The following is a 25,859-nucleotide window of genomic DNA, read 5'->3' as shown; positions in this document are numbered from 1 at the left end:
CGGCGGCGTTCCCGCAGCTCAGAGGGCTGGCGCGGCTGGCGTGCGCCGGATGAAAACCCTTTGAGACATCCGTGGCGCGCTGGCTAGTCTGCCGTCCATGATCTCCCTCGCGCGGCACCGCCTGACCCCTGCGGAGACCGGCCCGGCCCTGCGCGCACTGTGCGAGTGGACACCGGCCGATGCCCCCGGCGGCGGCCTCCATCCCGGAGACGTGGGCTGGCAGCTGCGGTTCGACGACGCGGACATCCTTGTCTGGACGCACGAGGAGACACCGGTGGCGGCCGGCTTCCTCGACGGCCCCGTGCTGCGCGTGACCGCCGCGCCCGGCGCCGATCTCGGGGCGATCGCGGCCGATGCCGAGGAACTGCTCGAACCCGGCAACGACCGGTGCGACGGCCTGCCCGTGCCCGGCTGGGAGCTCGATCGGGAGCAGCCCTGGCTCGTCATGTCGTGGACCCCGCGGCCGGTGTCGAGCCGCGCCGAGCCCGTCGGTGCCGGCGATGCGGCCGACCGGGTGCTGGTGCAGCGGTCCGCCTTCGCGGGATCCACGTTCACCGTCGAGCGCTGGCGCACGATGAAGCGGTCACCGGCGGGCGGGCTGGCCGTGGAGACGCTCGTCCGCACACCCTCCGGGGAGCCGGCGGCCGCCGCGACCGGCTGGTTCGCGGGCGTGGGCAGGTGCGGGCTGCTCGAACCCGTCGGCACCCATCCCGACCATCGCGGGCACGGCCATGGGCGCGATGCCGTGCTGGGCGCGTGCGCGGCCCTCGCCCGCCGGGGTGCGAGCGCGGTCGCCGTCGTGACACCGGCCACGAACGAGGCCGCTGTGGCGCTCTATCGATCGGCCGGGTTCACCGTCGTACGCGAGCATCACGATCGGGTACGCGCTCGGCCAGCCTGAACAGCGCACCCACCCGACGGGCAGTGCGTACACCTCCGCGGCGCGGTCAGGCGACGAGCAGGCGCAGACCTAGCTCCGCCGCGTCGAGCGTGAGGAGGTCGCGGTTGCGTTCGGCCCACCGGCCTGAGCCGAGGTCGTCACGGAGGCCGCGCACTGCCCGCCGCTCGGCCTCCGGCCCGACTCCGGCCCACGCCGACATCCCGCGACGTACCCGCTCATCCAGGTACGCCTCGGGCCGGCGCCAGTGGGCCTCGAAGAAGCCGTCAGCGCAGTCCCACGGGACGGGCACCGGCTCCGCGCGGGCTCCGATCGCGCCGGTCAGGCCGGCCAGCGGGGGCCAGCCGGCCAGCAGGCGGGCGACCTCGGGCAGGTAGTCGCGGGTGAGCCAGAACCGGTGCAGCCATTCGGGGTCGTTGCCGTCGAAGGTGAACACCACCACCCGGCGAGCCACGCGCCGCATCTCGCGCAGCCCGGCGATCGGGTCCCGCCAGTGATGAACGGTGCTGACAGCCATCGCGGCGTCGAACGACCGATCCTCGAACGGGAGGCTCTCCGCGGTGGCGGCCACGCACGGCGCCGCGCCGGCGGGACGCTGCGCCCGCATGAGCGCCGACGGCTCCACCGCGATGACGTCGCGGTCGGGAGGCTCGTAGGAGCCGGTGCCGGCCCCGACGTTCAGCACCGTCCGCGCATCGCCGAGCGCGGCCCAGATCCTCGCGGCGATCCGCGGCTCGGTGCGCCGCGTCACGGTGTAGGTGGCTCCGATGGTGTCGTACAACTGCGCGCTGGACATGTCGCCGCCTCTCCGGCCGGGGCCATCCCGCGCCACACCGGCGGGCCGGTGTCACGGGTGCCCGGTGTTCTGCCTCCGGCCTTGTGATGATCGCCGCTGCCCGTCCCCCGGTCAAGATCGTTCGTCCCCTGCCACGCCCGCGGCGATGCCAGGACGCCCGCGTGCCCCGCCCGTGTCAGCCGGCCCTTCGGGTCTGCCTCTCCACCGCGGCGCGGAGCACCGTACCGAACTGGTCCCGCGCTTCCAGCCACGGAAAGTGCCCCGCGTCCGGGACGATGACGACCTCGCGGCCGAGGCGCGTTCCGAGACGTCGCAGGGCATCGGCGGGGCGGCTGTCACCCGCCCCGCCGATGATCACCGCGCCGGGCGGCAGGCACTCGCGCAGCTCGTCCACGTGTGATGCGAGCGGGTCGGCCTTCGCGGCCGCGTTGAGCTGGGCGTTCATCGTGTAGTTGACCGGCCGCAGCGTACGGGCCGAGGCCAGCGCCCACTCCCATGCCCGCGTTCGGTCGGCGTGGTCGGTGAACCACGACAGCGTGAGGTACTCGATCTCCTCGGCGTCCGTGCGCGCCCCGATCGCGTCGAGCTCATCGAGCCTGGCCTGCTGCTCGTCAGTGCGCCGCGCCCGCTGTGCTGCTCGGTCGGCCTCCCGCCAGGGCTCCAGGAACGGCCCGGCGACCTGCACCAGGCCGGCCACCCGCGCGGGATGGGCCAGCAGGAAGTAGCCGGTCAGATTGGTCCCGAACGAATGTCCCAGCAGAACGGCCCGGTCGTGTCCCCACGCGTCGAGCAGCGACGCCAGGTCGCGAACGTGGCGGGCGATCGTGTGCTCCCCCTCCCAGGCCGATCCGCCGGTGCCGCGCTGGTCGTAGCGGTGGACCAGGCACAGGTCGTCGATGATGCCGGCGACCGGCGCGAGATAGTCGGGGACTCCTGGACCGCCGTGCACCATGACCACGGGGCATCTCTCCGGGACAGCCGAGCCCGCCGTCCACGTCCGCAGCCGTGCGCCGTCGTCCATCTCGATCACGGTCGTGAGTGTCATGCGATGCCTTCTTGCCCGCCTTCTTCCGGAAGCGCCGCGATCCGCACGCCGAATCACCTGTATCACCCCCGCGCGGGCACTTCACCCGGATCGCGCGAAAACCACGACGAGCTCCAGCCCGCCACCCGGATGGGGGCTCGCCCGCACGTCGGCCCCGTGCGCCTTCGCGATCGCCGCGACGATCGACAACCCGAGCCCGGCACCCTGCCCAGGGGTCGTATGCAGCCGCCGGCACCAGGTCGGCAGCCCCACCAGATCTCCATCGCCGACCTGGTGGGGTTCGGCCCGCTTGATCCGCTTGATCCGTGGCAGCCGGTCCACCACCAGCGCGGGAGTCGGGCATCACGACGAACGCAGCTCCGCCGCCACCGCGCGTTCCCGCAGTTGCGCCGCCTCCGCCCGTGCGGACTCCAGCTCCGCCCGCAGATCCTCCAGTCGGATCCGCTCCAGCCGCAACTCCCCCTGGACCCGATCACGTTCCTTGACCGCGGCATCGGCCCGCGACTTCTCCCGCGCGACCGCCTTGCGCTCCCGAGCCACGGCCGCGGCCCCCTCCTCTTCCAGCGCCGCCACCCTCCCGGCCAGCCGTTCCGCCTCCTCCGCCGCCTGCGCGGCGTCCTTGAGCGCCACCGCGCGGTCCCGCTCGGCCTCAGCCACGGCCCGGTCGGCCTTGACGGCCCGCTCCACGGCCCGCTCCCGTTCCTGCGCCGCCGCCTCCTCGCGTGCCCGGGCCGCGATCACGTCACGTTCGGCCTGCTCCCGCGCCCGCACGGCCGCCGCCGTCTCTTCCCGGGCGCGCTCCCGTTCCTCGCGGGCCAGCGCAGCATCCTCCTGCGCCTGTACGGCCGCGGCCCGCGCCTCCTCCACCTGCCGGCCGGCCAGCTGGACCCGTTCGGTCAGCTCCTGCACGGCCTGATCCCTGGCCTGCTCGGCCAGCTCCGCCCGCCGGGCCGCCTCCTCGGCCCGGCGCTCGGCCAGCTCGGCGCGCCGCTTGGCCTCCTCGGCCGCCTGCAACGCCTGCCGCTCGGTGCTCGCGGCCTCGCGCAACGCGGCCAGCGCCTGCTCCCGTGCCCGCTCGGCGTCACCCAGCGCGGTCTCGCGTTCCTGCTCGGCCTCTTCGAGCCGCACCCGCATCTCGGCCGTCTGCCTGCGGGCGTGCTCGGTGGCCTCGCGCGCGATCCGTACCTGCTCGAAGGCCTGCTCCCGCTCGGTACGCGCGATCGCCACCCGCGTGTGCGCCTCAGCCTGCACAGCGCTCAGCTTGGCCTCGACACCGGCGGGACTCAGCTCCTCGGCGAGCGCCCGCGCCAGCGGCTCGATCGCCGCGGCCAGCCCGCTCTCCATCCGGTCGTACAGTTGCTCGGCCCTGGCCAACGCCCCTTCCAGCCCGGGGGTGGCGCGCCGCAACTCCCGCTCCCGTTTGGCCGCAGCCTGGCAATCCTTTTCGGGACAGTACGCCTTCGGCCGTCCTCTCCCCCGCCGCTGCTCGATCGGCGCACCGCAGTGCTTACAAGGCGTCACCAGGGTGGTCTCTGCTGTCACGACGGCAGTGTATCATTTTCGATTTTCTAGAAATTAGAAACCAGAAAATCCGATCCGTTGCGTGTCGCTAGATGGCACGTAGCTTGCGAGAAGGAGAGATTCCCGCAAGTAACTGGTAAGGGAGGACCACATCGCCCGGATGCTCACCGGCGACCGGCTCGACGACGCCACCGTCACCGGACGCGGCCAGCCCTGGCACCACCTGCGCTACGAGCACACCGCCTGGATCCGCGAGCAGATCGACCAGATGGACTGGTCGCCCGCCTACCGCAACAAGCACCTGGCCGCGCTGCGCGGCGTGCTCAAGGAGGCCTGGAAACTCGGCCTGCTCAGCACCGACGACCACCAGCGGGCCGTCGCGCTGGCCCCGTTCGGCGGCCACCGCGAACCGGCCGGCCAGCACGTCCCCGACACCGTCATCGGCGCCCTCATCGCCGCCTGCGACGCCGACCGCTCCCCCGCCGGGGACATCACCGGCGCCGGGCTGCGCGACGCGGCCATCATCGCCTGCCGTGACAGGCAGATGGTGGCCGTCGGCAGGACCGTCTCCCAGGGGTGCGGCCGGAATACGCCGGAAATGGGCCGCGGAGACTTCACTGCGAGGTCTGATCTGCGGATTTACCTCAACGGCCAGGACCAACCTGACACATCACCTCCCGCTGTGGGTCTGGACGGGGCAGCGGGGAGTGTCGGCCACGCGGTGGGCAGACAGGTTGATCGCTAAGGTAGGAGCGCCGTCTGCTCGATGATCTCTCCGGGGGTTTATGGATGACGTCGATCGATCGGACGGCGTATCCACGATTCGCGCGCATGATGTCGGCCCGTGAGTTGGCCGAGACGTTCACCCCCACCGATGACGAGGTGGACTGGGCCCGGGGTCGTACGCAGGATGAGCAGCATCTGCTCGCTCTGCTGGTGTGGTTGAAGTCCTACCAGCGGCTGGCCACTTCCCGAAGCTGGATCAAGTGCCGCCCGCCGCGGCCGCGCACGTGTGCGGCGTGCTGGGGTTACCCGGATCGGTCGAGTTGGAGCAGGCCGCGGAGCGGTCGGCCAAGCGGCACCGGCAGTTCGTACGCGAGCGGCTGGGCGTGGTCTACGAGCCTGCCCGGGTGCGGGAGATCGCGGAGAAGGCGATCCGCAAGGCAGCCCAGACGAAAGACAACCCGGCGGACCTGATCAATGTGGCGCTGGAGGAGCTGGTGCGGGCCCGGTGTGAGTTACCGGGCTACACCACCTTGGACGCGATGACCGCGACGATCCGCACTCAGATCAACACCGGCCTGTTCGCCATGGTCGCGGGCCAGCTGGACGTGGTGGCGCGGGCGCGGCTGGCCCGGCTGCTGCTGGTGGATCCGGTCAGCCGGCGCAGCGAGTTGGACAAGCTGAAGGACGTGGCCCAGGCCGCCTCGCTGACCAAGTTCAAGACGCGGCTGGAGTTCCTGCGCGAGCTGGATGCGCTGGGCCCGACCGAGCAGTGGCTGGAAGATGTGCCGTCGGGCAAGGTCGCGCACTTTGCTGGGGAGGCGAAGGTCACCGATGTGGCCGACCTGCGCAAGGTGCTGGCCGAGGACAAGCGGCTGACGCTGATCATCAGTCTGCTGCACACCGTGAAGACCAGCACCCGCGACGAGGTGGTGACCATGTTCTGCAAGCGCATGGCCGCCACCCACAAGAAGGGCCGCACCAGCTGGAGGCGTTACGCGAGGCACACCGGGCCGAGTCCGAACGACTGCTGGGAGTGTTCGGCGAGGTGCTGTCGGCGGTACGCGAGGCGATGTCCCCGCCCAGCACGTCCCCGCCCGGCACCGCCGGGCACGGGCCACAGGCGGCGGCCGAGTACCGCCAGGGCGACACGACGGCGCAGGACGCTGGCGACGCTGGTGGCACCGGCGGCGGCGGTGACGTCGAGCCGGGGTCGGTGGTGGCCGAACGGGCCGGGCGGCTGGTGCTGAAGAAACTGGAGCAGGCCGGCGGGCTGGAGGCGCTGGCCAGCGCGCACGAGGCGGTCTCGGCGCATCACGGCAACAACTACCTGCCGCTGCTGGAGCGGCACTACCGCTCGCACCGGCCGGCGCTGTTCACACTGGTGGACTCGATCGAGCTGGAGGCGATCAGCGCCGAGCGCAGCGTGCTGGACGCGGTGGAGTTCCTGCGCGCCCACCGCAACTCCCGCGCCACCTACCTGGCAGAGACGGTCACCGTCGAGGAGACCGGCCCGGACGGCCAGGTCCGCGAACGCACCCTGTCCATCGAGGTGGAGGCGTTCGCCTCGCGGGCCTGGCGCAAGATTCTCCGTGATACCGAGCGTCCCGGGCTGCTGGTGCGCCGCCACCTGGAGGTGTGCGTGTTCTCCTACCTGGCGGCCGAACTGCGAAGCGGTGACATCGCGGTGATCGGCTCGGACTCCTACGCCAACCTGCACGTCCAGCTGATGTCCTGGGAGGAGTGCGAGCCGCACGTAGCGGCCTTTTGCGCTGGACATCTTGACCCGGACCGCCTACCTGCTGGGCTGGCACCACCACTTTGGGCCCGCGTCCGGGTCGGATCCGAAGATCCGCGACGCGATGGCTCGGTATGTGCTGACCGCGTTCGCGCATGGCACCCTGCTGGGCGCCCGCCAGGTGGCCGCGCACATGCGTGGCCAGGTCAGCGTGCACGAGTTGTCGCTGGCGGGCAACAGCACGCCACCGCAGGCAAGATCGACAAGGCGTCCGCGGTGGTCATCAACGCCTTCAACAAGCTGGACGTGGCGGGCATGTGGGGCGACGGCAAGACCGCGGCCGCCGACGGCTCGCAGGTGGAGACGCGGGAGAACAATCTCCTAGCGGAGACTTCAGTCCGGTATGGGGGATATGGGGGAATTGCGTACAGACATATCTCGAATACCTATATCGCCTTGTTCAGTCATTTCATCCCGTGTGGGGTGTGGGAGGCGGTGTACATCATTGAGGGGCTGCTGCGCAACACCTCCGACATCCAGCCCGATACCGTGCACGCCGATACGCAAGGCCAGTCGTTGCCGGTGTTCGGGCTGGCCGCGCTGCTGGGCTTTGACCTGCTGCCGCGCATCCGCAATTGGCAGGATCTGATCTTCCACCGGGCGGACGAGCGCACCCGCTACACCCACATCGAGCCGTTGTTCGGGGAGGAGGTGATCGACTGGAAGCTGATCGAGACCCACTGGACGGACCTGCTGCGTACGGCGATCTCCATCCGGGAGAGCCGGCTGTCGTCGGTGACGCTGCTACGCCAGCTGGGCAACCACTCGCGCAAGAACCGGCTGTATCGGGCCTTCCGCGAGCTGGGACGGGCGATCCGCACGATCACACCATTGCGGTACCTGTCGCAGCCGGAGCTGCGCGAGCAGATCACCGCGATCACCAACAAGACTGAGGCCTTCCACGGCTTCGCTGACTGGCTGATGTTCGGCGGCATGCTGATCGGCCACAACGACCCGGGCTACCAGGAGAAGGTGATCAAATTTAACGAGCTGATCGCGAACTGCGTGATTTACTCGACCGCCTGCGATATCACGGACGCGGCCAACCAACTGGCCGCCGAAGGCCGGCCGGTCGACGTCGACGACCTGGCCACGATCTCTCCTTACATCACCCATACGGTGCGCCGGTTCGGCAACTGGGTGATCAACCTGACGCCGCCGGACCAGGCGCCGACCACCCGCTTGGATCTGGAGCCGCGGGTGCTGTTCCCTGCCGGCCCGGCCTGATCCGATCGCTGCTCACGGCCCTGCCTTCGCCGGTTATGCCCGTACCGCAGGCGCGCACCGGCCACGGTGAACGCCATGACCAGGGTGCCTCGCTCGGAGCAGCCGGCTTCGGTGCAGCAGTTGGTGTCCGCCCTGATGGCGCTGGGCGTCTACACGGGCGAGGGCAGCCAGGCCGAGCATGACGCCGAAGCCGAACGCCTGGGTGAGCGGCGCTACCAGATCCGCTTGGCCAACGCGCTGTTGGGCGCCGCCCAGATCGAGGCGATGCTCGCCGAGACTCTCGCTGAGGGGGACGTGGACCTGGGGCGAGGCGCACGACCAGCAGCTGGTCACCGCGGGCGTCAGCGACGACCCGGTCAAGCTGACCGGATTCTTGCAGTGGCAGTTCCTGCGCGTGGCTGGACCGCTGCGCCTGGTCGCTCAGGACGCCAGCACCGGTCCCATCCCGCTGCCGGCCGCGCACGCCGCCGACGGCCTGCAGCGGCTGCTCGGTGTCGTGGCCGCCGGTCAGGTGCCCAGCGTGGAGCAGGTCAAGGAGCACGTGGCCCAGATCGAGGCCGCCGGCGAATGTCTCGTCCACGCGATCGGCAACATCGATATCTTGCTCGACATGCTCGGCGGTCTGCACACCCTGCTGGGCGACGACTGATCCGGCGGCCTGCCTACGACTTCACCAACCCTGATGACGCCCGCCGCTTTCTCAGGGGCGAAAGCTCGAACACTCAATTCGTGCCGACGGGGTGCGCGGTGCAGGACGCGCGCGGTCACCAACGTCCTTGATCTGACCCGCCCGTATCGTTCTCAGGTGCCTACCAGCTCTCCGGCGATGAGGTCCTGGCCGTCCTGACCCTGCTCGCCGATCTACGGGACTGGCTGACCGACGTCGAGCCGGATCTCATCGACGCCGCCCGCCGGGCCAGGATTACCTGGGAGGAACTCGCGCAGGTGCTGCGGGTCGGCGACCGCCGTGCCGCCCAGCGTCGGCACGCGCGCCGCCGCGGGAACAGCGAAATTAGCCCGTTAGTCCGATTCAAAGCGTCGATGCTGACGGTGTGGTCGACAGCGGCGCCGATATGCCCGCCTCGAGTCGGGGCGAATACACCTCGGCCAGCCAACGAAATTTCGGGAGGTGGACCTGTGCGGCACCGGTGTGGTGGTGTCAGCCGGCTGGGTTGTGTGTCTCTGTGGCAGCGCGCCGGCCGGCGGTGGAAGTACCGCTCCAGCTGGCGAGGATGTTGAGGGCTTCGGCGGAGGGAGAGGCGGGTTCGGGGGTATAGATGACGAGGGTCTGTTCGGCGTCGCCTTCGACGGCCAGGACTGCGTAGTCGAGGGTCAGATCGCCGACCAGCGGGTGGTGGAAGCGTTTGGTGCCGGTGGTGTGAGCGACGACGTTGCGGTCGGCCCACATGCGGCGGAAGACCTCGCTGTGCACGGACAGGTCCCCGATCAACTCGCTCAGTTGCGGGTCGTCGGGATGGCGGCCGGCATACAGGCGTAGCGCGGACACAACGTTGCCGGCAACTTGCTCCCAATCGGTGTACAGGGTGTGGGCGGCCTCGTCGAGGAAGACGTAGCGGGCGAAGTTGCGCTCACGGCGGGGCCGGGCCTCGAAGTCGGTGAACAGGGCATGGTGGAGTCGGTTGGCGGCCAGGACGTCCAGGCGGCGGCCTTCGACGAACGCCGGGACGCTGAGTGAGTCCAGGACCCGGTACAGAACCGGGCGGACCCGCTGGACGGCCAGCGGCCGTTTGGGACGAGATCGGGCAGCGGTGGGTTGGGCGAGGTCGAACAGGTGGGCACGTTCGACCTCGTCGAGCTGCAGGGCGCGGGCGACCGCATCCAGGACGGCTTCGGAGACGCCCTGGGCCCGGCCACGTTCGAGGCGGACGTAGTAGTCGACGCTGACCCCGGCGAGCTGGGCGACTTCCTCGCGGCGCAACCCCGGAACCCGGCGAGCGCTCCGGTCCGGGGCGAGGCCGGCCTGCTCGGGGGTGATGCGAGCCCGGCGAGTGCGCAGAAACTCGCGGATCTCCTTGCTACGGTCCATACCTCCACCGTACGACGTGTCCGCGCACGTCAGCGTGCCGCTAAGGGGTACTGACAGACCCCCGGACGAAGGGTGCCCCCTCCAGCGGCCCACACCGGGTCTGCGGCTGCTTGACTCGAAAGCGAGCAGGTTGCGGGGACGGCTTACGAGGACAAAAGCAAGTCCCGTCCCGGAAACGCAATCCCGCCATCACGGACCGTCGCACATCTGCCTGCGGTCTTTCTTGGACGTGGCCAAGACGACCAAACCAGTGATTGAGGAGTTACACGATGGCAAACAGGCTGACCCGCAGCACACGGACATCGGCGGCCAGGAGGGTCTTGGTCCTTGGCGCCGCCCTAACGAGCCTCGCAACCCCCACGGCATTCGCCAGCAGCGAGAGCTCCAAAGCGGGCGTAACGGTTGCCAATATGGGCGCTACCACAAATGCCAATGCGCGCGCTACCACAAACCAGGCTACGATCACCAGCTTGGCGGACTTCGAAAGGGCGGTCAGCGAAGACCGCACCATCACCCGCAAGAAGGTCACGTTCAAGAACGGGGAACTCGACATGGCCGGCGTGCAGTTTGCGCCGGCCAAGATGAAGTCAGGCAAGAAGTACCCGGCGATCGTCGTCGTGCATCCAGCCGGCGGGATCAAGGAACAAACCGCAAGTCTTTACGCTTATCGACTTGCGCAGCAGGGCTACATCGCGCTGGCCTACGATGCCTCCCATCAGGGGCAGAGCGAGGGGCAGCCACGTCTGCTCGAAGACCCCGCCAACCGGGTGGAAGACGTACGCAGCGCGGTCGACTACCTCACTACGCTTCCCACCGTTGATCGTGAGAAGATTGCTGCTCTCGGCATTTGCGCCGGCGGCGGATACGCCATCAACGCCACGATGACCGACCACCGCATCAAGGCTGTCGCCGGCGTGGCCACGTTCAATTACGGTGACGGTATCCGTCAGGGCTGGAGGGGAACGGGAACTGCCGAGGAACAGCGCGCCGCTCTTGAGGATCTCGCTGAGGAGCGCACAGCGGTGGCCAACGGCGCCAAGCCCACGATGCTTCCGTACGTCCCCGACTCCGTTGAGGGTGTCACCGAGCCCGACATGGTGGAAGCCAGCGAGTACTACAGGCAAGCGGACAGGTGGCGGCATGAAAACTCGCCGAACCGTTTCCTGAAGAGCAGCACGGACAAGATCTACGCGTTCGACGCCTTCGACGGTATCGATACCCTGCTGACTCAGCCGCTTCTCTTGATCGCTGGTAGCGAGGCCGGCTCAAAGTGGCACAGCGATCGGGCGTACAAGGAGGCGAAGAGCGCCAAGGAACTCTTCGTCGTCCCGGGCGGTACGCACATGAGCATGTACGACAAGGACGTGAACAAGGCGATGCCCAAGCTGGTTGAGTTCTTCGGCAAGCAGCTCAAGCGCTCCGCAAACTAACCTCAGCCACGAAACACCACGGCGAGACGATTCCGATCGTGATCGCCTGGTGTTTCGTCGAGGTGTTCCGTGACCTGTTCGGTGATCCCCTTTCGTCCGCGGCGAGCTGGTGACCCCGTCCTCGGGCGGATCGAGTTCCTCGCGCCCCGAGGACATCGCCGGCGGCGTCGGCTACATGGTCACCCGCCCGCGTCACGCCGCCGTCGGCGAGCTGTGGATCATGCCCACCGAAGAAGCCTGAACCGGCCTGCCTCCCGTGGTCTCACCTTGGCTGCGGGACCACCGACCTGCATCACTCGACTGACAAGAAGGAAAGCTCCATGACTTCCAAGCTCACCGGTACCGTCGCGATCGTGACCGGCGCCAGCAGCGGCATCGGGTACGCCACCGCTCTGGAACTCGCGGCACAGGGCGCGTCCGTCGCCCTGCTCGCCCGCCGCCAGGACCGCCTGGAGGCGCTGGTCGCCGAGATCGAAAAGGCTGGTGGCGCCGCCCTGGCCGTCCCGGCCGACATCACCGACCGGGCCCAGGCCGAAACCGCCGTCACCACGACCGTCGAGCACTTCGGACGCCTGGACATCCTTGTCAACAACGCCGGGCTCATGATCCTGGGGAACTTCGCGGATGCCGACGTCGACGACTTCGACCGCATGATCGCGATCAACCAGCAGGGCCTGCTCTACATGACCAAGGCCGCCCTCCCGCACCTGCACCAGGCCGCCGAGCAGGGACCCCGCGATGTCGCCGACATCGTCAACATCTCCTCCATCGCCGGCCGCGTCTCCTGGGCAGGTTTCGGTGCCTACAACATGACCAAGTTCGGCGTGAACGGGTTCACCGAGGCCCTGCGCCAGGAGGTCACGCAGAGCCACGTGCGCGTGGGCGTCATCGAGCCCGGCGCCGTGGACACCGAACTCCAGTCGCACAACACCGAAGAGATCCAAAGCGGTCTTGCTGCCTTCCCCTCCGACAAGGAGATGCTCACGCCTGAGGACATCGCTGACGGCGTCGGCTACATGGTCACCCGGTGCCGTCGTGCCTCGATCAGCGAGCTGTGGATCATGCCCACCGACCAGGCCTGACCTCATCCACCACCTGATCACCACAGCCTGATCATCGGCTAACGCCGTTCAGCGACACCACATGCTGGACGTCGCGGGCAGTTTTTCGAAAACGGAGTCATACATGAGCAAGGTCATTCTGGTTACCGGCGCTGGACGCGGTCTGGGCACCGACATCGCTCGCCAGGCTCTCGCGGCCGGTCACCGGGTCGTCGCCACCGGCCGCCGCCCCGAGCAGGTCGAGCAGGCGCTGGGTGGGCCGCAGGACAGCCTGCTGGCCGTCAAACTGGACGTCACCAGCCTGGACGACGCGCAGGCCGCCGCGCAGGCCGCCGTCGACCGGTTCGGCCGCATCGACGTCCTGATCAACAACGCCGGGAACTTCGTCGCCGGTTTCTTCGAGGAGATCACCCCGGAGAACATGCGCCGGCAGATCGAGACGAACCTGTTCGGCCCGATGAACGTCACCCGCGCCGTGCTGCCGGTGATGCGCCGGCAGCGCGACGGTCACGTCATCACGATCTCCTCGCTGGCCGGGGTGGTCGGCGGCGAGTTCACCGCCGCCTACGCCGCCTCCAAGTTCGGCCTCGAGGGCTGGATGGAATCCCTCCACTTCGACGTCAAGCCGTACCACATCCGCACCACCGTGGTGGAGCCCGGCTACTTCCGCACCGAACTGCTCGTCGACGCCTCCACCACCTGGCCCGAGCCGACCATCGACGACTACGCCGAGCGCACCGCCTCCACGATCAAAGCCTGGAAGAGCGTCAACGGCCGGCAGCCCGGCGACCCTGCCAAGCTCGCCGGGGCCCTGCTGGCCATCGCCGGCCAGGAGCAGCCGCCGCTGCGTTTCGTCGCCGGCGCGGACGCCATCGAGGGCGTCTCGGCCAAGGCAAGGGAACTGCTCGCGCAGGCCGAAGCCTCCCGCGAGCTCGGCGGGAACCTGGCCTACGACCCCACCGCCTAACGGCCAGCTACCGGCTCTGGCCCCCTCCCGCGGGCGGTCTCCACTCCGCCCGCCCGGCCGTCAGCATCCACACGAGCACCCCGAAGGCAGGCGGGCTCTCATGCCCCGCCATCAACCGCCTACTCCCCGGGAGGGGGGTACTGGCGGTCCCCCGGAAGAGCCGTGCCCCATACGGGGGCCCGAGACAGGTCGGCGGGTGGTTGCCTGAAGGAGAGGGGCTTGCGCCACTGCTCTGATCACGGCAGTGGCAGACCGCCGCCAGCAGGGTGCCAGCCGTGAGCCGCTGCCCCGGCACCGGGCCATGAAATCGCCGGGGAAACGCGTACGTGAACGGGTGCATCGCCGCCCCTGACCGCAGCGCTGGCCGGCTGCCCAAGGTGCTCCTGCGCCCGTAGTCCAGCCAGCGGACCAGCCTGCAGTCGCTCGCCCCGACTCGCTCAGTGCCCGTCGGAGGTGAGCGGGACCTCCGATGACTCGGAAGGACTCAGCGTGACCCGCTGGAGCAGGCAAAGCACGACTCCTCGCCCGCATGCGACGAGACCACCTCACGCCGGTATCGGACGGCCATGACCTACGGAGATAGGCCGCAGTCCTCCCGGCGCCCGCGCCGTCGAGGTGGACCTTTTCCGCCGCCGACCACTGGACGCGGCCTCCTGCGCGAAAGAACGACTGCAGCCCCTACCTCACTGGATGCTCGCCGCCGCCTCACCGCGACCGCCCCGGATCAACCCTCGACAGGAGGCAGCGTGAACGCCCCTCAAGCCGCGATACCCACACGCGAACAGGCCATTGGCCGCCCTTTGGCAATCGTCCTGGGCCTGCTGACGGTCTTCGGTCCGATCTCCATGGACCTCTACCTGCCCGTGCTGCCCGCGCTCACCGCCGAGCTGCGGTCCGCGACCTCGGCCGCGCAACTGACCGTCACAGCGTGCCTTCTCGGCCTGGCCGTCGGCCAGGTCGTCGCCGGACCGGTGTCCGACCGGTTCGGCCGCCGCCGTCCCCTCCTGACCGGCGTCGTCGCCTACATCCTCACCTCCACACTGTGCGCCCTCAGCCCGGCCATCGAGACCCTCATCGCCGCACGCTTCGTCCAAGGCCTCGCCGGCGGGGTGGGCATCGTGATCGCTCAGGCCGCGGGGCGTGACCTGTACTCCGGCGGCAAACTCGTCCGGTACTACGGTCGCCTCACCGTGCTCGGCGGACTCGCCGCCATCATCGGCCCGGTGATCGGCGGGCAACTCGCCTCCGTCACCGACTGGCGAGGCATCTTCGGCTTCCTGTCCGTAATCGGCGCGGCGATCCTTCTCGCCTGCTTTGCTTTCTTCCGCGAGACGCTGCCTCAGCAGCACCACATCGCCGGTCGGCTCACGCAGACCGGGCGCGACTTCCGCCGGTTGATCCGCGACCGCGTCTTCCTCGGCGCCGTGCTCATCATGGGCTTCTCCTTTGCCGCCCTGTTCGCCTATCTCAGCGGCGCCACGTACGTCCTGCAGGAAATCTACGGGCTCTCCCCACAGGGATACTCCTTCGCGTTCGGTCTGAACTCTCTGGGGTTCATGGTGTTCGGCTTCGCCTCGGCCCGCCTGTCGGAGCGGTGGTCGGAGAAGGGGGCCCTGGTGATCGGGCTCGTGATGTGCCTGCTCGGCGCCGGCGCCCTGCTCGCCACCGCTACCCTCCACCTGCCCCTGATCGCCGTGATCCTCTCACTGTTCACCATGGTCAGCGGCGTGGCCGCCACGACCCCGCCGACCACCTCCCTTGCCCTGGCCGGCTACCCCGACATCGCCGGCACAGCGTCCTCGCTCCTCGGACTGGCCCAATTCGCGTTCGGCGGCCTCGCCGCACCCCTCGTCGGCCTCGGCGGCGCCGACAACCCCGTCCCGCTCGGGCTCGTCACCCTCACCTCCGCCGCGCTCGCCGCGATCGTCTACCTCGTGTCGATCCGACGCCGTATCGGCACTCCCTCGCACCATCTCACGAATGGCTCGCAGGCGTCCGACACCATCGCCGTGGAGGAAACACCATCGGCCTGCGGTCTTGTCAAGTGACTTCGCTTTACATCGGCCACAAGCGCCTATGAGGCATCCCCAGATCAACGGCGCCCCCACCCCACCTGGGCACGCGACGATCTCTGCGGGCATGACGGCCGCCGGACGTGGCCGACCACCGCGGCAAGGGCCGACGACCTCCGGGTCCGCGGCGCCGCTCAACCCAGTGGGGTCCGCCGCCCACCGGCTCCTCGGCCACCGCACCCGCACCTGTGTGACCGGAGGTGATCTCGCAGATCAGAATCTTGCCGCAGGGCCTGCCCTGTTCAGGGTGATATCTGGGGATCGTCGCTCTGCTCGGCTCAGCCGGCCTCGGCCGTCTTGGGATCTGTTGCTTGCCGTACGTGGCGTGCGATCCGGGCGTAGCTCTGCCGGGCCTTGTCGGCGTCCTGGTTGTCGTAACCGTGATCGGCTCCGGGTATGTCGTGGTGTTCGACCAGTGCGCCCGCTTTGCGGAGTCGCTCGGCGTAGCGTTTTCCCTCCGCGCGCAGCAGATCGAACTCCGCGGTGAGGACGAGTGCGGGAGCGATCCCGGTGAGGTCGGTGGTGTCGGCCGGGCTGGCGGGTGAGACCAGGCGGTCGCGGCGGTCGTGCGGGTCCGGCACGTAGGCGTTGTCGAAGATGTCGGCCATCCACGGCTTCAGCATCGGCTTGGCGATGAGGGAGCGTTGTCCCGGGCGTTGGTCGTGAGGTCGAGCGGCGGGTAGTGAAGCACCTGGAGCGCGATCGAGCCACCGCCGTGGAAGTTGACGTGGACGGGCGGAGCCGCGCTGTCCGTTGAGTGTGTGGCCGTCGTGGGCGGTACACCGCCACCCGCGCCGGGGCGACCGTTGTCGGCACCGTCAGCTCGCGCGTGTGTCGCGGAAGATCGGCAAAGCGGTTGCAAGGAGGCGGCGCTCCCCGGTCCGCCGGTTGCGTCCATGATGGTGATCAGGCGTTGGATCGCCTTGGCGGCCAGGGCGGTCACCGGCGGTTCGGCGAGAAGGGACATGCCGCTCCGTTCGGTCGAGGCCTCGATGTGGATCACACAGCGAGTGTCGGGGATGTCGTGGGTGTCGGCACGGCGCTCATCGCCTTCGTCTGCCCGGCCGATGCCGACGGCGTGGCCGATCAGGGGCTGAGCAGCGCCTTCATGCGGTTGGCGATCAGGGCGGTGGCCCGCTGGGGCATCAGCCGGGAGAGCCGATCCAGCAGGCGGGCGTCGCGGCCAATGCGCACCCGGTAGCTGCCCTTCTCGACCGCTTCGATGATCTGCTTGGCGGCGGCCGCGGGGCTGGTGTGCCCCGATCCCTTACTGCGCAACTCCGCAGCGCGAGCTGGCAGGCTGACCCCCGAGTTGCTCACCATGTCGGTGGCGATGCCGCCGGGGAACACGATGGTCACGGCGACCGGGGTGTCGCGCAGTTCCGCGTACAGCCCCTCGGTGAGGAGCTTGACCGCGGCCTTGCTCGCGCCGTACACGCTCTGCCCCGGCACCGGTACCAGAGCGCCCATGCTGGCGACGTTGACCAGGCCGGCTTGGGGGCGCCCGAGGAGTACGGGCAGGAACGCCTTGGTCATGGCCACGACGCCCCAGAAGTTGACCGCCATCACCCGCTCGATCTCCTCGAAAGTCAAGTCCTGGACGTGGGCGAAGCGGTGAATGATGCCGGCGACGTTGAGCACGCCGTCGACGTGGCCGTGAGCCGCGGCGACCTGGTCGGGCAGCTTCTCCACCGCCGCACGATCGGTCACGTTCACCACATGGGTGGTGAGGCGACCCGGCGCTGCGGCTGCGAGCCGGGCAGTCTCGGCCAAGGCGCTGTCGCTGAGGTCGACGGCGGCCACGCGCGCGCCGCGGGCGATGAGCCCGAGCACCACGTCCCGTCCAATGCCGTTGCCGCCGCCTGTGACGACGAAAACCTTGTTCGCGATCTGCATGTGGACTTACCTTCTCTGTCGGTGGTGGCATGGCGCCGTGACCCCGGTCACGACCCGCCGGGGTGCAGCCAGGCTGGGGACAATTCGGGGACAGTTCGGGGACAACGCCGGCTGCGGGCTTTGGCGTGCTCGTAGCGCCTGCTCGCCCGGGCCGCTACGTGTCTGCCTCACCGCCGGCCTCACGGCGCGCCGGACAGCGCGCCTGCCAGCGCCTGCGCCTGCCGGCGCCAGAACTGCCGCGAGACCTCGGCCTTGGGGAATACCGCGTCGAAGCCGTGGAAGGCGCCGGGGACGAGGTGGAGTTGGCAAGGAACGTGGCTGTCGTTGAGCCGGCGCGCGTAGTCGATGTCTTCGTCGTGGAACAGATCGAGGGTGCCGACGCCGATCCAGGCCGGCGGAAGGCCGGACAGATCCTCGCGGCGGGCCGCAGCCGCGTACGGGGAAACATCCGGGCCGGCGACGGCGTCGCCGAGGTAGGACGACCAGGCGTAGCGGTTGCTCTTGGCCGTCCACAGGCGAACGTTGCGGGTGTCCAGGTCCGTTCGCGTCGTCGTGCGGTCGTCCAGCATCGGGTAGACCAGCAGTTGGAACGCGGGCCGGATCTCGGCGCGGTCATGGGCGAGCAGCGCGAGGGCCGCGGCGATTCCGCCACCTGCGCTGGCACCGCCGATCGCGATGCGGCCGATGTCGATGCGGAGCTCGCCGGCACGGGCGATCAAGCCCTGCAGGGCGGCGTAGGCGTCCTCGACCGCGGCGGGCGCAGGACTGTCCGGCGCCAGGCGATAGCGGACCGCGGCGACGGTGATGCCGAGTTGGCGGACGAAGGCGATGTTCGTCCGGTCGTCCTGCTCGGGGGCTCCGAAGATGAGCCCGCCGCCGTGTATCCACAGCAGCGCCGGAGCTGCCGCCCGCAAACCAGTCGGTTGAAAGACACGCAGCGAGACCGGCGGTGCGCCCTGCGGCCCGGGCACGACCATCTCGCCAACCGTGACATCTGTCCCGGGATCGGCCGGTCGCGGCTTCACGCTGCGCATGATGCGCGCCGACACGGGGCCGTAGGACATCTTGGGGATGAATCGTCCTGGCGCGAGATCGGGATGGAAGGCACTCATAGGTTCCTCTGGCTCTGTCTGGTACCGAGCGGCCGCCCGCCGATGACACAGTCGCGCCAGCGCGCCGCATCATCTTCGACGACCACGGGATTCCTTCGCTCAACGTGGACTGGGGCGTCACCCAGGGGTGGCGATGACTTCGGTTGGTGGTCGCTACGTCAGAAGCTGGTCAGAGCCCGCAGCCGGTCGGCCCGAGAACGCCGGACGACGTCGGCTTGGGACGCTAGGCGGTCGAATCCGTGCGGGCAACCCGGTGGACGTGCAACTCGGCGGAGATGCCGGCGGCTGCCACGACGGGCGTAGGCGATGCTCTCGTCGCGGAAGATATCCAGCTCGCTCGCACCTCGCCCAGTGAGGCGGCGTGCTCGGCGAGCGCCGCGACCGACTCGCGTGAGGGGGCGTCGACCACTGCGGGGGTTACGCCATAGCCCTCGCCGCCGAGCCGGCCGGTTACGGCCTCCAGCCAGTGGGGGTTGAAGTCGGCGGCCAGCATATGGGTGCCCGTCCCCTGGCGGCGGGCGATGGCCTGCCCCGTCCCACCGACGCCGGTGATCATTACCACATTCCGCGTCATGTGAACGCTTCCCTTCCTTGTTCGTCGGCGGCGCGCTCGTCGTCGACGCTGGGAACTGCCCCGGGGTCAATGCCCGGCGGTGAGTTTGACGGCGATGACGATCCCGCCGATGAGCAGGTTGACCAGGCCGCTGGCCACCGCCGCCCACGCGCCGCCTCCCATGCGTCTGCCGGACACGCAACCCCAGATGAACATCGCCGCGCTGTCCACGGCGACGGAGAGGTAGAGCGCAGGCGTGAGAGCGAGCACCTGCAGTGCGGACAGGCTCACGAGGATCAGCGGGCCCACGCCTGCTGTCATCAGCGGGCTGGTGACGAACAGCAGGTGGCGCAGCTCAGCGCCGTTCATCATGCGACCGTGGGCGATCCGGTGCGCCTGCACTTCCGCGGCGAGCGTCGCCAGCCACAGCCCGAGACAGGTCCCGATCACCGATAGCGTGACCGCCAGGTGGGTGGCCGAGCCGGACAAGGCCAGCCCGAGCGTCACCGCGATGATCGTCAGCTCGGCGTAGATCCGTTCCTTGAGGCGCTCGGCGATCCGCGTAAGGTCGGGAGGGTGGGTGCTGTGGTCAACTGGCTTGGTCACCATGTGCTGCCTTGAGGGGATTCCGCTTGCCGCCACGCCCGCCGATCGGGCGTATCTCACCTGATACCTGACGGCCTGCGCAGGGCCTGGTCGTGGCCCCCGCGCAGGCCAATCGGTGCGAACGCCGGGTTGAGCCCGTATCGGGCTGTGCCCGCCTCCGGTGCCCTGGTTACGTCCCTTACATGTAGTAGCCGCCGTTGACGCCGATGGTCTGGCCGGTGATGTAGCCGGCGTCGTCGGAGCACAGGAACGCGCAGGTGCCCGCGATCTCCTCGACGGTGCCGGCCCGGCGCAGCGGCATCCGGGCTCCGGCGGCTTGCACGTTGAGGTTGCCGGCTTTCTCCGAATCCCGGGCCATTGGGGTGTCGATGATCCCGGGCGGGATGGTGTTGACGGTGATCCCTGCCGGGCCGAGTTCGAATGCCAGCGCCTTGGTCAGCGAGATGACGCCGCCCTTGGCCGCCGCGTAGTGCGCCCGGTTGGGCGCGCCGGACTGCGCGCTGGCCGAGGAGATCGTGACGATCCTGCCCCAGCCCGCGGCCTGCATGTCGGGAACGACCGCCTGGATGCACTGGAAGGTGCCGGTGAGGTTGACGGCGAGGATGCGCTCCCACTCGGACAGGGTGATGTCGGTGACCGGCGTGTAGCCCTCGATGCCGGCGGAGGCGACCAGGATCTCGACGGGGCCGAACTTCTCGTGGACGGCGCGCACCGCCGCGTCGATCGCGTCGCGATCGGTGACATCGACCTCGCACCCCATCGCGCCGGCGGCCAGGTCGGTGCTCAGCTGGTGGGCGGCCTTGCGCGCCGCCTCGCCTTGTACGTCGAACAGGGCGACGCGGTCTTCCCGCTCGGCCAAGCGCCGGGCGATGGCCAGGCCCATGCCTGATGCGGCGCCGGTGACGACGGCCACCCGGCTCTTGCTGCTGCTCACAGTGGTGCTCATGTCGGGTGCTGCTCTACCAGGCGACGGGCAGTTCGTGGACGCCGTAGGTGGTAAGGCCGTGCCGGAACCTGATCTGCTCGATCGGCACCGCCAGCCGCAGATTCGGCAGGCGGCGCAGCAGTGCGGGCAGCGCCACCTGCAGCTCCACCCGGGCCAGCGCCTGCCCCAGGCACTGGTGGATGCCGTAGCCGAAGGCGACGTGCATGCGGGCGTTGGCGCGGTCGATGTCGAAGGCGTCGGCCTGGGCGAAGGAGGCCGCGTCACGGTTGCCGGCGGGCAGGCTGACGATCAGCCCTTCGCCGGCGCGGACGAGCTGCCCGCCGATGGTGACGTTCTCCAGGGCCACCCGCGCCACCATGTCCTGGACGATCGTCAGGTAGCGCAGCAGTTCCTCCACCGCGTTCGCGATCACCTTCGGGTCGTCGGTGTCGCGGATCCGGGCCGCCTGCTCGGGATTCTCCAGCAGGGCCAGGGTGCCCAGGCCGATCATGTTGGCGGTGGTCTCGTGCCCGGCGATCAGCAGGATCATGCCGGTCATCGCCACCGCCTCGCGGGTGAGCTCCCCGGTGGCGACCTGCTCGGTGAGCAGGCGGCTGATCAGATCGTCTCCCGGCTCCTGCTCTTTGCGCCCCACCAGATCGAGCAGGTAGCCGAACAGCGCGCCCTGGGCGGCTCTCTTGTCCTCGGCCGTGGCGGCCGAGTTGTTCACGGTGTGGCTGTGCTGCTGGAAGAACGCGTGGTCGGAGTACGGCACGCCCAGCATCAGCGAGATCACCAGCGACGGGATGGGCAGCGCGAAATCGTGCACCAGATCCGCCGGAGCCCCCTTGCCGACCATCTGGTCGAGGTGGTCGTCCACCAACTTCTGGATCTCCGGGCGCTTCTGCTCCACCCGCTTGACCGTGAAATCCTTGGTGAGCATGCGGCGCAGCCGGGCGTGCTCGGGGTCGTCCATCCGCACGAAAATAGGCGGCTCGTTCTCGGCGGCCGGGCTCCAGCCCGGAAACTCCGGACGGCGGAAGTCGGCGCTGATCCGCTGATCGCTCAGCACCGCCCGGATGTCCTCATACCGGGTCACCGCCCACACCGGCGAGCCGTTCCACACGGCCCGCGCCAGACCGTCACCCTGGCGCCAGTCGGCGTGCTCCGGAGGCGGATCGAAGGGGCAGCGCGCATCCCGCGCGCCGGGGAAGGGAGGAAGATCGGCCGGGTCGTTCGGGATGTTCGTCGTGCTCATGGATACTCCTGTGGTCGTGTCAGCACCGCACCCGAGGCAGCGGTGCCTGCCAAGAGCTGGTGCGGAGAGGTGGGGAGGTTGTGACGGTCAGGCGGCTGCGCCGGTCATGGCCGCGTCCCAGGTGCTGCCGGCCGCGATGAGGGCCCGCCAGGTGCGCAGAGTCTTCGGTGGCATACCGACGGCCAGCGCTCCGGCCAGCCGGGTGCCCGTGCGGTAGGCGATGACGAACCGGCCCTGCGCCGGATCCCCGTCCGCGAGGGTCGCTTCGTCGTGGTCGCGCAGGTGCCCGTAGGCCTGGATCTTCATCTCGTACTGGTCGGACCAGAAGTACGGCACCGGGGCGAAGGGTCGTCGCTGGTCGGGGTTGAGCAGGTTGCGGGCCACGGCCATGCCGTGCTCTGCGGCGTTGGTGCGGTGTTCGATGCGCATCGCGGTGTCGAACAGAGGGTTGTGCCAGCGGGCCACGTCTCCGACCCCGTACACGCCGGGGGCGGCGGCGCTGTACTCGTCGCAGACCACCCCGTTGGTCACGGTCAAGCCGCTGCTGTCCAGCCATTCGGTGTTCGGCAGCGAGCCGATGGCCACCAGCACGGCGTCCGCCGCGATCATCGTGCCGTCAGCCAGTTTCACGCCCTTGACGACACCGGCCGCACTGACGATGGCGGCGACCGAGACTCCCGTGCGCAACTGGACACCGCGCTCGTGGTGGGCCTGGGCCAGGAAGAGCCCGGCCTGCTCACCGATGGCCGCGGCCAGCGGGACCGAGGCCGCTTCCAGCATCGTCACCTTGACCCCGAGCCCTCGGGCGACGGCGGCCACCTCCGCGCCGACGAACCCAGCACCGACGATCACCAGCCGCCGCCCGGGCAGTAGCCGTGCCTTCAGCGCCAGCGCATCGGCCAGGGTGCGCAGGGTGTGCACCCCGGCGATGCCCTCGCAATTCGGCAGGTGGCGGGGACGGACCCCGGTCGCGACGACCAAGCCCTCATACTCAACGTGGCTGCCATCGGCCAGCTCCACCGTCCGTCCGGCCGCATCCAGGCCGGTCGCGGCGACACCCAGACGCAGGTCCAGGCCCAAAGCGTCGATCTCCACCTGCTCCCGCAGGGCAAGCCGGTCCGGCTCCCACTGGCCGGTCAGAATCTGCTTCGACAACGGCGGACGATCGTAGGGCAGACACGGTTCGTCACCGACGAGCGTGATCGCGCCCTCGTACCCCATCCTGCGCAGAGCCTCCGCGGTGGCCAGCCCGCCCGCCGACGCCCCGACGATCATCACCCGGTTCATGACCCCGCCAGGTGGATGGCGGCGGCCGGGCAGACCATGGCCGATTCCCGGACGGCGTCGTGCAGGCCCGGCACGGGCCTCTCCTCCAGCAGGACCACGATGCCGTCCTCCTCGCGCTGGTCGAACACTTCCGGCGCGATCAGCACGCACTGTCCGGCGGCGACGCACTTGTCAGCGTCAACGTCAACTTTCACCTTGCTTCTCCTTCGAACGGCGTCCACACCACCCCCGGCGTCCCTGGACGGGCAACGCATCAGGAAGGTTCCGTCCATGGTCAGACGACGTGACAACTACAAGCGATATCTGGCTATCGCTTGAGTCGAAAGCTACCCACATCAAGAACCGATAGTCAAATATCGGTTGCTATGGTGATGTCATGACCACCGATGCCTCGCGACGACTTCGCGCCGACGCGGCGCGCAACTCTGAGAAGATCCTGCGAGCCGCGCGGGAGATCTACGCCGAACAGGGCCCGGATGCGATGCTCGAAGACATCGCCCGCCACGCCGGCGTGGGCATCGCGACGCTGTATCGCCGCTTCCCCAACAAGGGCGAACTCGTCCGGGCAGCCCTCGACCAAGCCATCGCCGAGGAGATATCTCCTGCCATCGAGCAGGCACTGAACGATGACGACCCCAAGCATGGCCTGGCCATCCTGCTCGAAGCCGCGCTCTGCCTGGCGGCGCGCGAACGCAACACCCTGGCCGCTGCGAGGAGAACCGGCGCCATCAGCGCGGAGGTCACCGCCCCCTTCCACGAATCGCTGGCCCTGCTCACCCGCCGCGGTCAGCAGGCCGGCCTCATCCGCGCCGACATCGTCCCCGACGACCTCATCCGATGGATGGCCATGCTCGTCAGCGTGCTGTGGACCATGGACGCCCGCAGCGACGGCTGGCGACGCTACGTGGTGCTCGTCCTGGATGCCCTGTCACCTGAGGGAGCCAGCCTCCTTCCACCACCGGTTCCTTTGCTTGAGGCACAGCAGGAGGGGGACTGGCCCCTCTGATGTGCCCGCCCACGCTCACCAGTCTCCGCTGATCAGGAGGCACGAATCCCTCCACGGCCGTCCTCCCGATTCTCTTCAGGAAACGGCCCTTCCGTGAAGTAATCTGGCCGCATGTCGTCCCCCAGCCCCAGCTCGGCCTCTGGCCCGGTGGCGCAGGATCGCGCCGAAACCACTTCACGAAAGGTAGTGGGCCTCACAGAAGGCCTCGATCCGGCCGACGACAGCCTCACCGCCTGGACCGAGCGCTACCTCGATCTGGCCGACCTTGATGCGCCGAGCCTCGAGGCCGTCCGGGCGATCGCCGAGCTCAACCGCAAGCTGGCCGCACTCGCGCAGCCCAAGGCCACGGTCAGCACGCCGCGTGCGGACAATCCTGGTATCCCGCCCAGCGAGCCCGGGCAGACCCGATCATGACCGCCGACGGCACAGAGCGACGCATGACGCCACTCCCTCCCGACACCGGCCCGCGGCGCCATCCCGACGTCTTCGACGTCGCCGGCTGGCAGCGGCATGCCGGCGACCTGCTGGACACCTGGCTGGAAGAGGAGTTCACCTGGGCTGGCCGCCCGCTCGCCCGCTTCGCAGTACGGGAAGGGGTGTCCGGGGGTGCGGCGGCAGGTCACCTCTGTGAAGGGCCGCGCGTGTCCCGGTCGATGAAGATGTCGACCAGCAGCCGGATCGGCAGGCCGGCCTCGGTCGGGTAGCGGAAGCGCTTGTCGAGGTTGAGGTGGTAGTGGTTGCGGCGGCCGACGCGCTCGCGGGCGAGATAGCCGGCCTGGTGCAGGTCGGTGACGATGTTCTGCACGCCTCGTTCGGTAATGCCGATGCGGGCGGCGATGTCGCGCAGCCGCGCCTGGGGGTTGCGGGCGACCTCGACCAGGACGCGGGCGTGGTGGGTGAGGAAGGTCCAGGTGGACGGGCGGTCAGACGGGCGGTCATCGGTGGGATGGTTCGCGGTCATGGCTGGATCTCCTCCGCCCCCAGGGTCGGCAGGGGCGGGCACAGGTGCCTTCCAGAAGATCCTATAACGAAACCTCTTTCCTGCAACAGGCTTCCGGTTTACGCTCGACAGCGACGGTATGCCCACCGTCACCGGGCCGTCTGCGAGGAGCATCATGTTCGCCGCCCCATCACCACCGACCGCCTGAGCCGCCCGGCCAGGCCTGCCATGACGCCCCTGAGCCTGACCCACCAGAACGTGGCCGGCGGCGTGCTGGTCACCGTGACCGGCGAGGTCGACGCCACCAACGCCGACCGGCTGGAGGCGTACCTGACCGAGGCCCGCGCCCCCGGCCAGAACGTGATCCTGGACCTGAGCGGGCTGACCTTCATGGACAGCCGCGGCCTGCACGTGCTGCTGCGCCTGCACGGCGCCGTGCGCACGCAGCAGGCGAGGCTGAGCCTGGCCGCGGTGCACGACTGGCCCGCCCGGCTACTGCAGATCACCGGCATCTGGGACGCCCTGGACATCCACCCCGGCGTCGAGGAAGCCATACAGGCCGCCGAAGATGAGCAGGCGCATCGCCAGCGGGAGCCGTCGTGAACCTGACCGTCCGCCAGCTGCCGCGCGCCATGCTGTTCACCCTGGATGGCGAGGTTGACATCAACACCTCCGCCCACCTGGAGACCTG

Annotated in this window: 29 protein-coding genes and 2 pseudogenes; 14 read left to right on the top strand and 17 right to left on the bottom strand. The window is 69.3% G+C overall.

Annotated elements, in window-relative coordinates:
* Nucleotides 1-97: 97 nt before the first annotated feature.
* Entirely contained in the window at nt 98-901 is an 804-nt protein-coding gene (locus tag AB0I79_RS49580; RefSeq protein WP_357889543.1) for a GNAT family N-acetyltransferase, read from the top strand.
* Nucleotides 902-947: 46 nt separating this feature from the next.
* On the opposite strand, the gene AB0I79_RS49575 is transcribed toward AB0I79_RS49580, so the two are convergent.
* The 4 genes from AB0I79_RS49575 to AB0I79_RS49560 all read right to left on the bottom strand — a co-directional run bounded on the left by AB0I79_RS49575 (nt 948) and on the right by AB0I79_RS49560 (nt 4,281).
* The gene (locus AB0I79_RS49575) at nt 948-1,694 is read right to left on the bottom strand and encodes a class I SAM-dependent methyltransferase (RefSeq protein WP_357889540.1); all 747 of its coding nucleotides are present in this window, start codon (nt 1,692-1,694) and stop codon (nt 948-950) included.
* Nucleotides 1,695-1,869: 175 nt separating this feature from the next.
* The gene (locus AB0I79_RS49570) at nt 1,870-2,739 is read right to left on the bottom strand and encodes an alpha/beta hydrolase (protein ID WP_357889537.1); all 870 of its coding nucleotides are present in this window, start codon (nt 2,737-2,739) and stop codon (nt 1,870-1,872) included.
* Nucleotides 2,740-2,820: 81 nt separating this feature from the next.
* Nucleotides 2,821-3,063 carry an ATP-binding protein gene (locus tag AB0I79_RS49565; protein ID WP_357889534.1) on the bottom strand — a complete coding sequence of 81 codons (243 nt, stop codon included), beginning with the start codon at nt 3,061-3,063 and terminating at the stop codon, nt 2,821-2,823.
* Nucleotides 3,064-3,081: 18 nt separating this feature from the next.
* Nucleotides 3,082-4,281, bottom strand: coding sequence for a hypothetical protein (locus AB0I79_RS49560; RefSeq protein ID WP_357889531.1), 1,200 nt, complete (start codon nt 4,279-4,281; stop codon nt 3,082-3,084).
* A 139-nt stretch (nt 4,282-4,420) separates the two neighbouring features.
* Here AB0I79_RS49560 and AB0I79_RS49555 point away from each other — a divergent pair, with 139 nt between their 5' ends.
* Nucleotides 4,421-5,005 carry a hypothetical protein gene (locus AB0I79_RS49555; RefSeq protein WP_357889528.1) on the top strand — a complete coding sequence of 195 codons (585 nt, stop codon included), beginning with the start codon at nt 4,421-4,423 and terminating at the stop codon, nt 5,003-5,005.
* A gap of 193 nt (nt 5,006-5,198) precedes the next feature.
* Nucleotides 5,199-6,233, top strand: a complete 1,035-nt coding sequence (locus AB0I79_RS49550; protein WP_357889525.1) for a DUF4158 domain-containing protein — start codon at nt 5,199-5,201, stop codon at nt 6,231-6,233.
* A gap of 100 nt (nt 6,234-6,333) precedes the next feature.
* Here the strand turns inward: AB0I79_RS49550 and AB0I79_RS49545 are convergent, their stop codons facing one another.
* On the bottom strand, nt 6,334-6,459 hold the full coding sequence (locus AB0I79_RS49545) for a hypothetical protein (RefSeq protein WP_357889522.1): 126 nt from the start codon (nt 6,457-6,459) through the stop codon (nt 6,334-6,336).
* A gap of 305 nt (nt 6,460-6,764) precedes the next feature.
* On the opposite strand from AB0I79_RS49545, the pseudogene AB0I79_RS49540 reads away from it, so the two are divergent.
* From AB0I79_RS49540 to AB0I79_RS49530, 3 genes and pseudogenes are all read left to right on the top strand, one after another.
* Nucleotides 6,765-8,008, top strand: a pseudogene (locus AB0I79_RS49540) (transposase).
* A gap of 75 nt (nt 8,009-8,083) precedes the next feature.
* Nucleotides 8,084-8,278 (top strand): annotated as a pseudogene (locus AB0I79_RS49535) (DUF6245 family protein); the annotation flags it as partial.
* Nucleotides 8,187-8,657 (top strand): DUF6245 family protein, encoded by a 471-nt coding sequence (locus AB0I79_RS49530; protein WP_357889520.1) that lies wholly within the window; start codon nt 8,187-8,189, stop codon nt 8,655-8,657. The pseudogene AB0I79_RS49535 and the gene AB0I79_RS49530, both read left to right, overlap by 92 nt.
* A gap of 510 nt (nt 8,658-9,167) precedes the next feature.
* Here AB0I79_RS49530 and AB0I79_RS49525 read toward each other — a convergent pair.
* Nucleotides 9,168-10,055, bottom strand: coding sequence for a helix-turn-helix transcriptional regulator (locus AB0I79_RS49525; RefSeq protein ID WP_357889517.1), 888 nt, complete (start codon nt 10,053-10,055; stop codon nt 9,168-9,170).
* 470 nt (nt 10,056-10,525) lie between these two features.
* Here AB0I79_RS49525 and AB0I79_RS49520 point away from each other — a divergent pair, with 470 nt between their 5' ends.
* From AB0I79_RS49520 to AB0I79_RS49500, 5 genes are all read left to right on the top strand, one after another.
* Nucleotides 10,526-11,485 (top strand): alpha/beta hydrolase, encoded by a 960-nt coding sequence (locus AB0I79_RS49520; RefSeq protein WP_357889514.1) that lies wholly within the window; start codon nt 10,526-10,528, stop codon nt 11,483-11,485.
* Nucleotides 11,486-11,594: 109 nt separating this feature from the next.
* Nucleotides 11,595-11,726: a hypothetical protein gene (locus tag AB0I79_RS49515; protein WP_357889510.1), complete on the top strand. Its 132-nt coding sequence runs from the start codon at nt 11,595-11,597 to the stop codon at nt 11,724-11,726.
* A 79-nt stretch (nt 11,727-11,805) separates the two neighbouring features.
* Nucleotides 11,806-12,567, top strand: a complete 762-nt coding sequence (locus AB0I79_RS49510; protein ID WP_357889507.1) for an SDR family NAD(P)-dependent oxidoreductase — start codon at nt 11,806-11,808, stop codon at nt 12,565-12,567.
* A gap of 103 nt (nt 12,568-12,670) precedes the next feature.
* Nucleotides 12,671-13,513, top strand: a complete 843-nt coding sequence (locus AB0I79_RS49505; RefSeq protein WP_357889504.1) for an SDR family oxidoreductase — start codon at nt 12,671-12,673, stop codon at nt 13,511-13,513.
* An 800-nt stretch (nt 13,514-14,313) separates the two neighbouring features.
* Nucleotides 14,314-15,561 (top strand): multidrug effflux MFS transporter, encoded by a 1,248-nt coding sequence (locus AB0I79_RS49500; RefSeq protein WP_357889501.1) that lies wholly within the window; start codon nt 14,314-14,316, stop codon nt 15,559-15,561.
* A 302-nt stretch (nt 15,562-15,863) separates the two neighbouring features.
* Here AB0I79_RS49500 and AB0I79_RS49495 read toward each other — a convergent pair whose 3' ends face one another.
* From AB0I79_RS49495 to AB0I79_RS49450, 10 genes are all read right to left on the bottom strand, one after another.
* Nucleotides 15,864-16,193, bottom strand: a complete 330-nt coding sequence (locus AB0I79_RS49495; protein WP_357889498.1) for an alpha/beta hydrolase fold domain-containing protein — start codon at nt 16,191-16,193, stop codon at nt 15,864-15,866.
* 8 nt (nt 16,194-16,201) lie between these two features.
* Nucleotides 16,202-16,588: a hypothetical protein gene (locus tag AB0I79_RS49490; protein WP_357889495.1), complete on the bottom strand. Its 387-nt coding sequence runs from the start codon at nt 16,586-16,588 to the stop codon at nt 16,202-16,204.
* An 83-nt stretch (nt 16,589-16,671) separates the two neighbouring features.
* Entirely contained in the window at nt 16,672-17,481 is an 810-nt protein-coding gene (locus AB0I79_RS49485; RefSeq protein ID WP_357889492.1) for an SDR family NAD(P)-dependent oxidoreductase, read from the bottom strand.
* Nucleotides 17,482-17,660: 179 nt separating this feature from the next.
* Nucleotides 17,661-18,593: an alpha/beta hydrolase fold domain-containing protein gene (locus AB0I79_RS49480; protein ID WP_357889489.1), complete on the bottom strand. Its 933-nt coding sequence runs from the start codon at nt 18,591-18,593 to the stop codon at nt 17,661-17,663.
* A gap of 223 nt (nt 18,594-18,816) precedes the next feature.
* Nucleotides 18,817-19,155 (bottom strand): hypothetical protein, encoded by a 339-nt coding sequence (locus AB0I79_RS49475; protein ID WP_357889486.1) that lies wholly within the window; start codon nt 19,153-19,155, stop codon nt 18,817-18,819.
* A 78-nt stretch (nt 19,156-19,233) separates the two neighbouring features.
* The gene (locus AB0I79_RS49470) at nt 19,234-19,752 is read right to left on the bottom strand and encodes a hypothetical protein (protein ID WP_357889484.1); all 519 of its coding nucleotides are present in this window, start codon (nt 19,750-19,752) and stop codon (nt 19,234-19,236) included.
* A 178-nt stretch (nt 19,753-19,930) separates the two neighbouring features.
* Nucleotides 19,931-20,698, bottom strand: coding sequence for an SDR family NAD(P)-dependent oxidoreductase (locus tag AB0I79_RS49465; protein WP_357889481.1), 768 nt, complete (start codon nt 20,696-20,698; stop codon nt 19,931-19,933).
* A 13-nt stretch (nt 20,699-20,711) separates the two neighbouring features.
* Nucleotides 20,712-21,935: a cytochrome P450 gene (locus AB0I79_RS49460; protein ID WP_357889478.1), complete on the bottom strand. Its 1,224-nt coding sequence runs from the start codon at nt 21,933-21,935 to the stop codon at nt 20,712-20,714.
* Between the two features lie 87 nt (nt 21,936-22,022).
* Nucleotides 22,023-23,222 carry an FAD-dependent oxidoreductase gene (locus AB0I79_RS49455; protein WP_357889475.1) on the bottom strand — a complete coding sequence of 400 codons (1,200 nt, stop codon included), beginning with the start codon at nt 23,220-23,222 and terminating at the stop codon, nt 22,023-22,025.
* Nucleotides 23,219-23,416 (bottom strand): ferredoxin, encoded by a 198-nt coding sequence (locus tag AB0I79_RS49450; protein ID WP_357889472.1) that lies wholly within the window; start codon nt 23,414-23,416, stop codon nt 23,219-23,221. The genes AB0I79_RS49455 and AB0I79_RS49450 overlap by 4 nt, the downstream gene beginning before the upstream one ends.
* A 182-nt stretch (nt 23,417-23,598) precedes the next feature.
* Between AB0I79_RS49450 and AB0I79_RS49445 the strand changes: the two genes are divergently transcribed.
* Nucleotides 23,599-24,228 (top strand): helix-turn-helix domain-containing protein, encoded by a 630-nt coding sequence (locus AB0I79_RS49445; protein WP_357889469.1) that lies wholly within the window; start codon nt 23,599-23,601, stop codon nt 24,226-24,228.
* Between the two features lie 111 nt (nt 24,229-24,339).
* Nucleotides 24,340-24,642: a hypothetical protein gene (locus AB0I79_RS49440; RefSeq protein WP_357889466.1), complete on the top strand. Its 303-nt coding sequence runs from the start codon at nt 24,340-24,342 to the stop codon at nt 24,640-24,642.
* Between the two features lie 205 nt (nt 24,643-24,847).
* Here AB0I79_RS49440 and AB0I79_RS49435 read toward each other — a convergent pair whose 3' ends face one another.
* Complete coding sequence (locus AB0I79_RS49435) at nt 24,848-25,189, bottom strand: helix-turn-helix domain-containing protein (RefSeq protein ID WP_357889463.1); 342 nt, start codon at nt 25,187-25,189, stop codon at nt 24,848-24,850.
* A gap of 207 nt (nt 25,190-25,396) precedes the next feature.
* Here AB0I79_RS49435 and AB0I79_RS49430 point away from each other — a divergent pair, with 207 nt between their 5' ends.
* Nucleotides 25,397-25,771 carry an STAS domain-containing protein gene (locus AB0I79_RS49430; protein ID WP_357889460.1) on the top strand — a complete coding sequence of 125 codons (375 nt, stop codon included), beginning with the start codon at nt 25,397-25,399 and terminating at the stop codon, nt 25,769-25,771.
* The last annotated feature ends 88 nt before the right edge of the window (nt 25,772-25,859 follow it).

This window comes from Nonomuraea sp. NPDC050202 (assembly GCF_040656115.1).
GTDB lineage: Bacteria > Actinomycetota > Actinomycetes > Streptosporangiales > Streptosporangiaceae > Nonomuraea.
The sequence above is the reverse complement of the archived record's forward strand: the minus strand, read 5'-3'. Positions and strand labels throughout refer to the sequence as shown.

Bases quoted from the DNA above. Each gene is read 5' to 3' on its own strand.
- AB0I79_RS49465 (WP_357889481.1), bottom strand. From the start codon at position 20,698: ATGAGCACCACTGTGAGCAGCAGCAAGAGCCGGGTGGCCGTCGTCACC.
- AB0I79_RS49440 (WP_357889466.1), top strand. From the start codon at position 24,340: ATGTCGTCCCCCAGCCCCAGCTCGGCCTCTGGCCCGGTGGCGCAGGAT.
- AB0I79_RS49495 (WP_357889498.1), bottom strand. From the start codon at position 16,193: ATGGCCGACATCTTCGACAACGCCTACGTGCCGGACCCGCACGACCGC.
- AB0I79_RS49430 (WP_357889460.1), top strand. From the start codon at position 25,397: ATGACGCCCCTGAGCCTGACCCACCAGAACGTGGCCGGCGGCGTGCTG.
- AB0I79_RS49505 (WP_357889504.1), top strand. From the start codon at position 12,671: ATGAGCAAGGTCATTCTGGTTACCGGCGCTGGACGCGGTCTGGGCACC.
- AB0I79_RS49525 (WP_357889517.1), bottom strand. From the start codon at position 10,055: ATGGACCGTAGCAAGGAGATCCGCGAGTTTCTGCGCACTCGCCGGGCT.
- AB0I79_RS49435 (WP_357889463.1), bottom strand. From the start codon at position 25,189: ATGACCGCGAACCATCCCACCGATGACCGCCCGTCTGACCGCCCGTCC.
- AB0I79_RS49455 (WP_357889475.1), bottom strand. From the start codon at position 23,222: ATGAACCGGGTGATGATCGTCGGGGCGTCGGCGGGCGGGCTGGCCACC.
- AB0I79_RS49570 (WP_357889537.1), bottom strand. From the start codon at position 2,739: ATGACACTCACGACCGTGATCGAGATGGACGACGGCGCACGGCTGCGG.
- AB0I79_RS49580 (WP_357889543.1), top strand. From the start codon at position 98: ATGATCTCCCTCGCGCGGCACCGCCTGACCCCTGCGGAGACCGGCCCG.
- AB0I79_RS49480 (WP_357889489.1), bottom strand. From the start codon at position 18,593: ATGAGTGCCTTCCATCCCGATCTCGCGCCAGGACGATTCATCCCCAAG.
- AB0I79_RS49485 (WP_357889492.1), bottom strand. From the start codon at position 17,481: ATGCAGATCGCGAACAAGGTTTTCGTCGTCACAGGCGGCGGCAACGGC.
- AB0I79_RS49445 (WP_357889469.1), top strand. From the start codon at position 23,599: ATGACCACCGATGCCTCGCGACGACTTCGCGCCGACGCGGCGCGCAAC.
- AB0I79_RS49530 (WP_357889520.1), top strand. From the start codon at position 8,187: ATGACGCCGAAGCCGAACGCCTGGGTGAGCGGCGCTACCAGATCCGCT.
- AB0I79_RS49575 (WP_357889540.1), bottom strand. From the start codon at position 1,694: ATGTCCAGCGCGCAGTTGTACGACACCATCGGAGCCACCTACACCGTG.
- AB0I79_RS49460 (WP_357889478.1), bottom strand. From the start codon at position 21,935: ATGAGCACGACGAACATCCCGAACGACCCGGCCGATCTTCCTCCCTTC.
- AB0I79_RS49510 (WP_357889507.1), top strand. From the start codon at position 11,806: ATGACTTCCAAGCTCACCGGTACCGTCGCGATCGTGACCGGCGCCAGC.
- AB0I79_RS49555 (WP_357889528.1), top strand. From the start codon at position 4,421: ATGCTCACCGGCGACCGGCTCGACGACGCCACCGTCACCGGACGCGGC.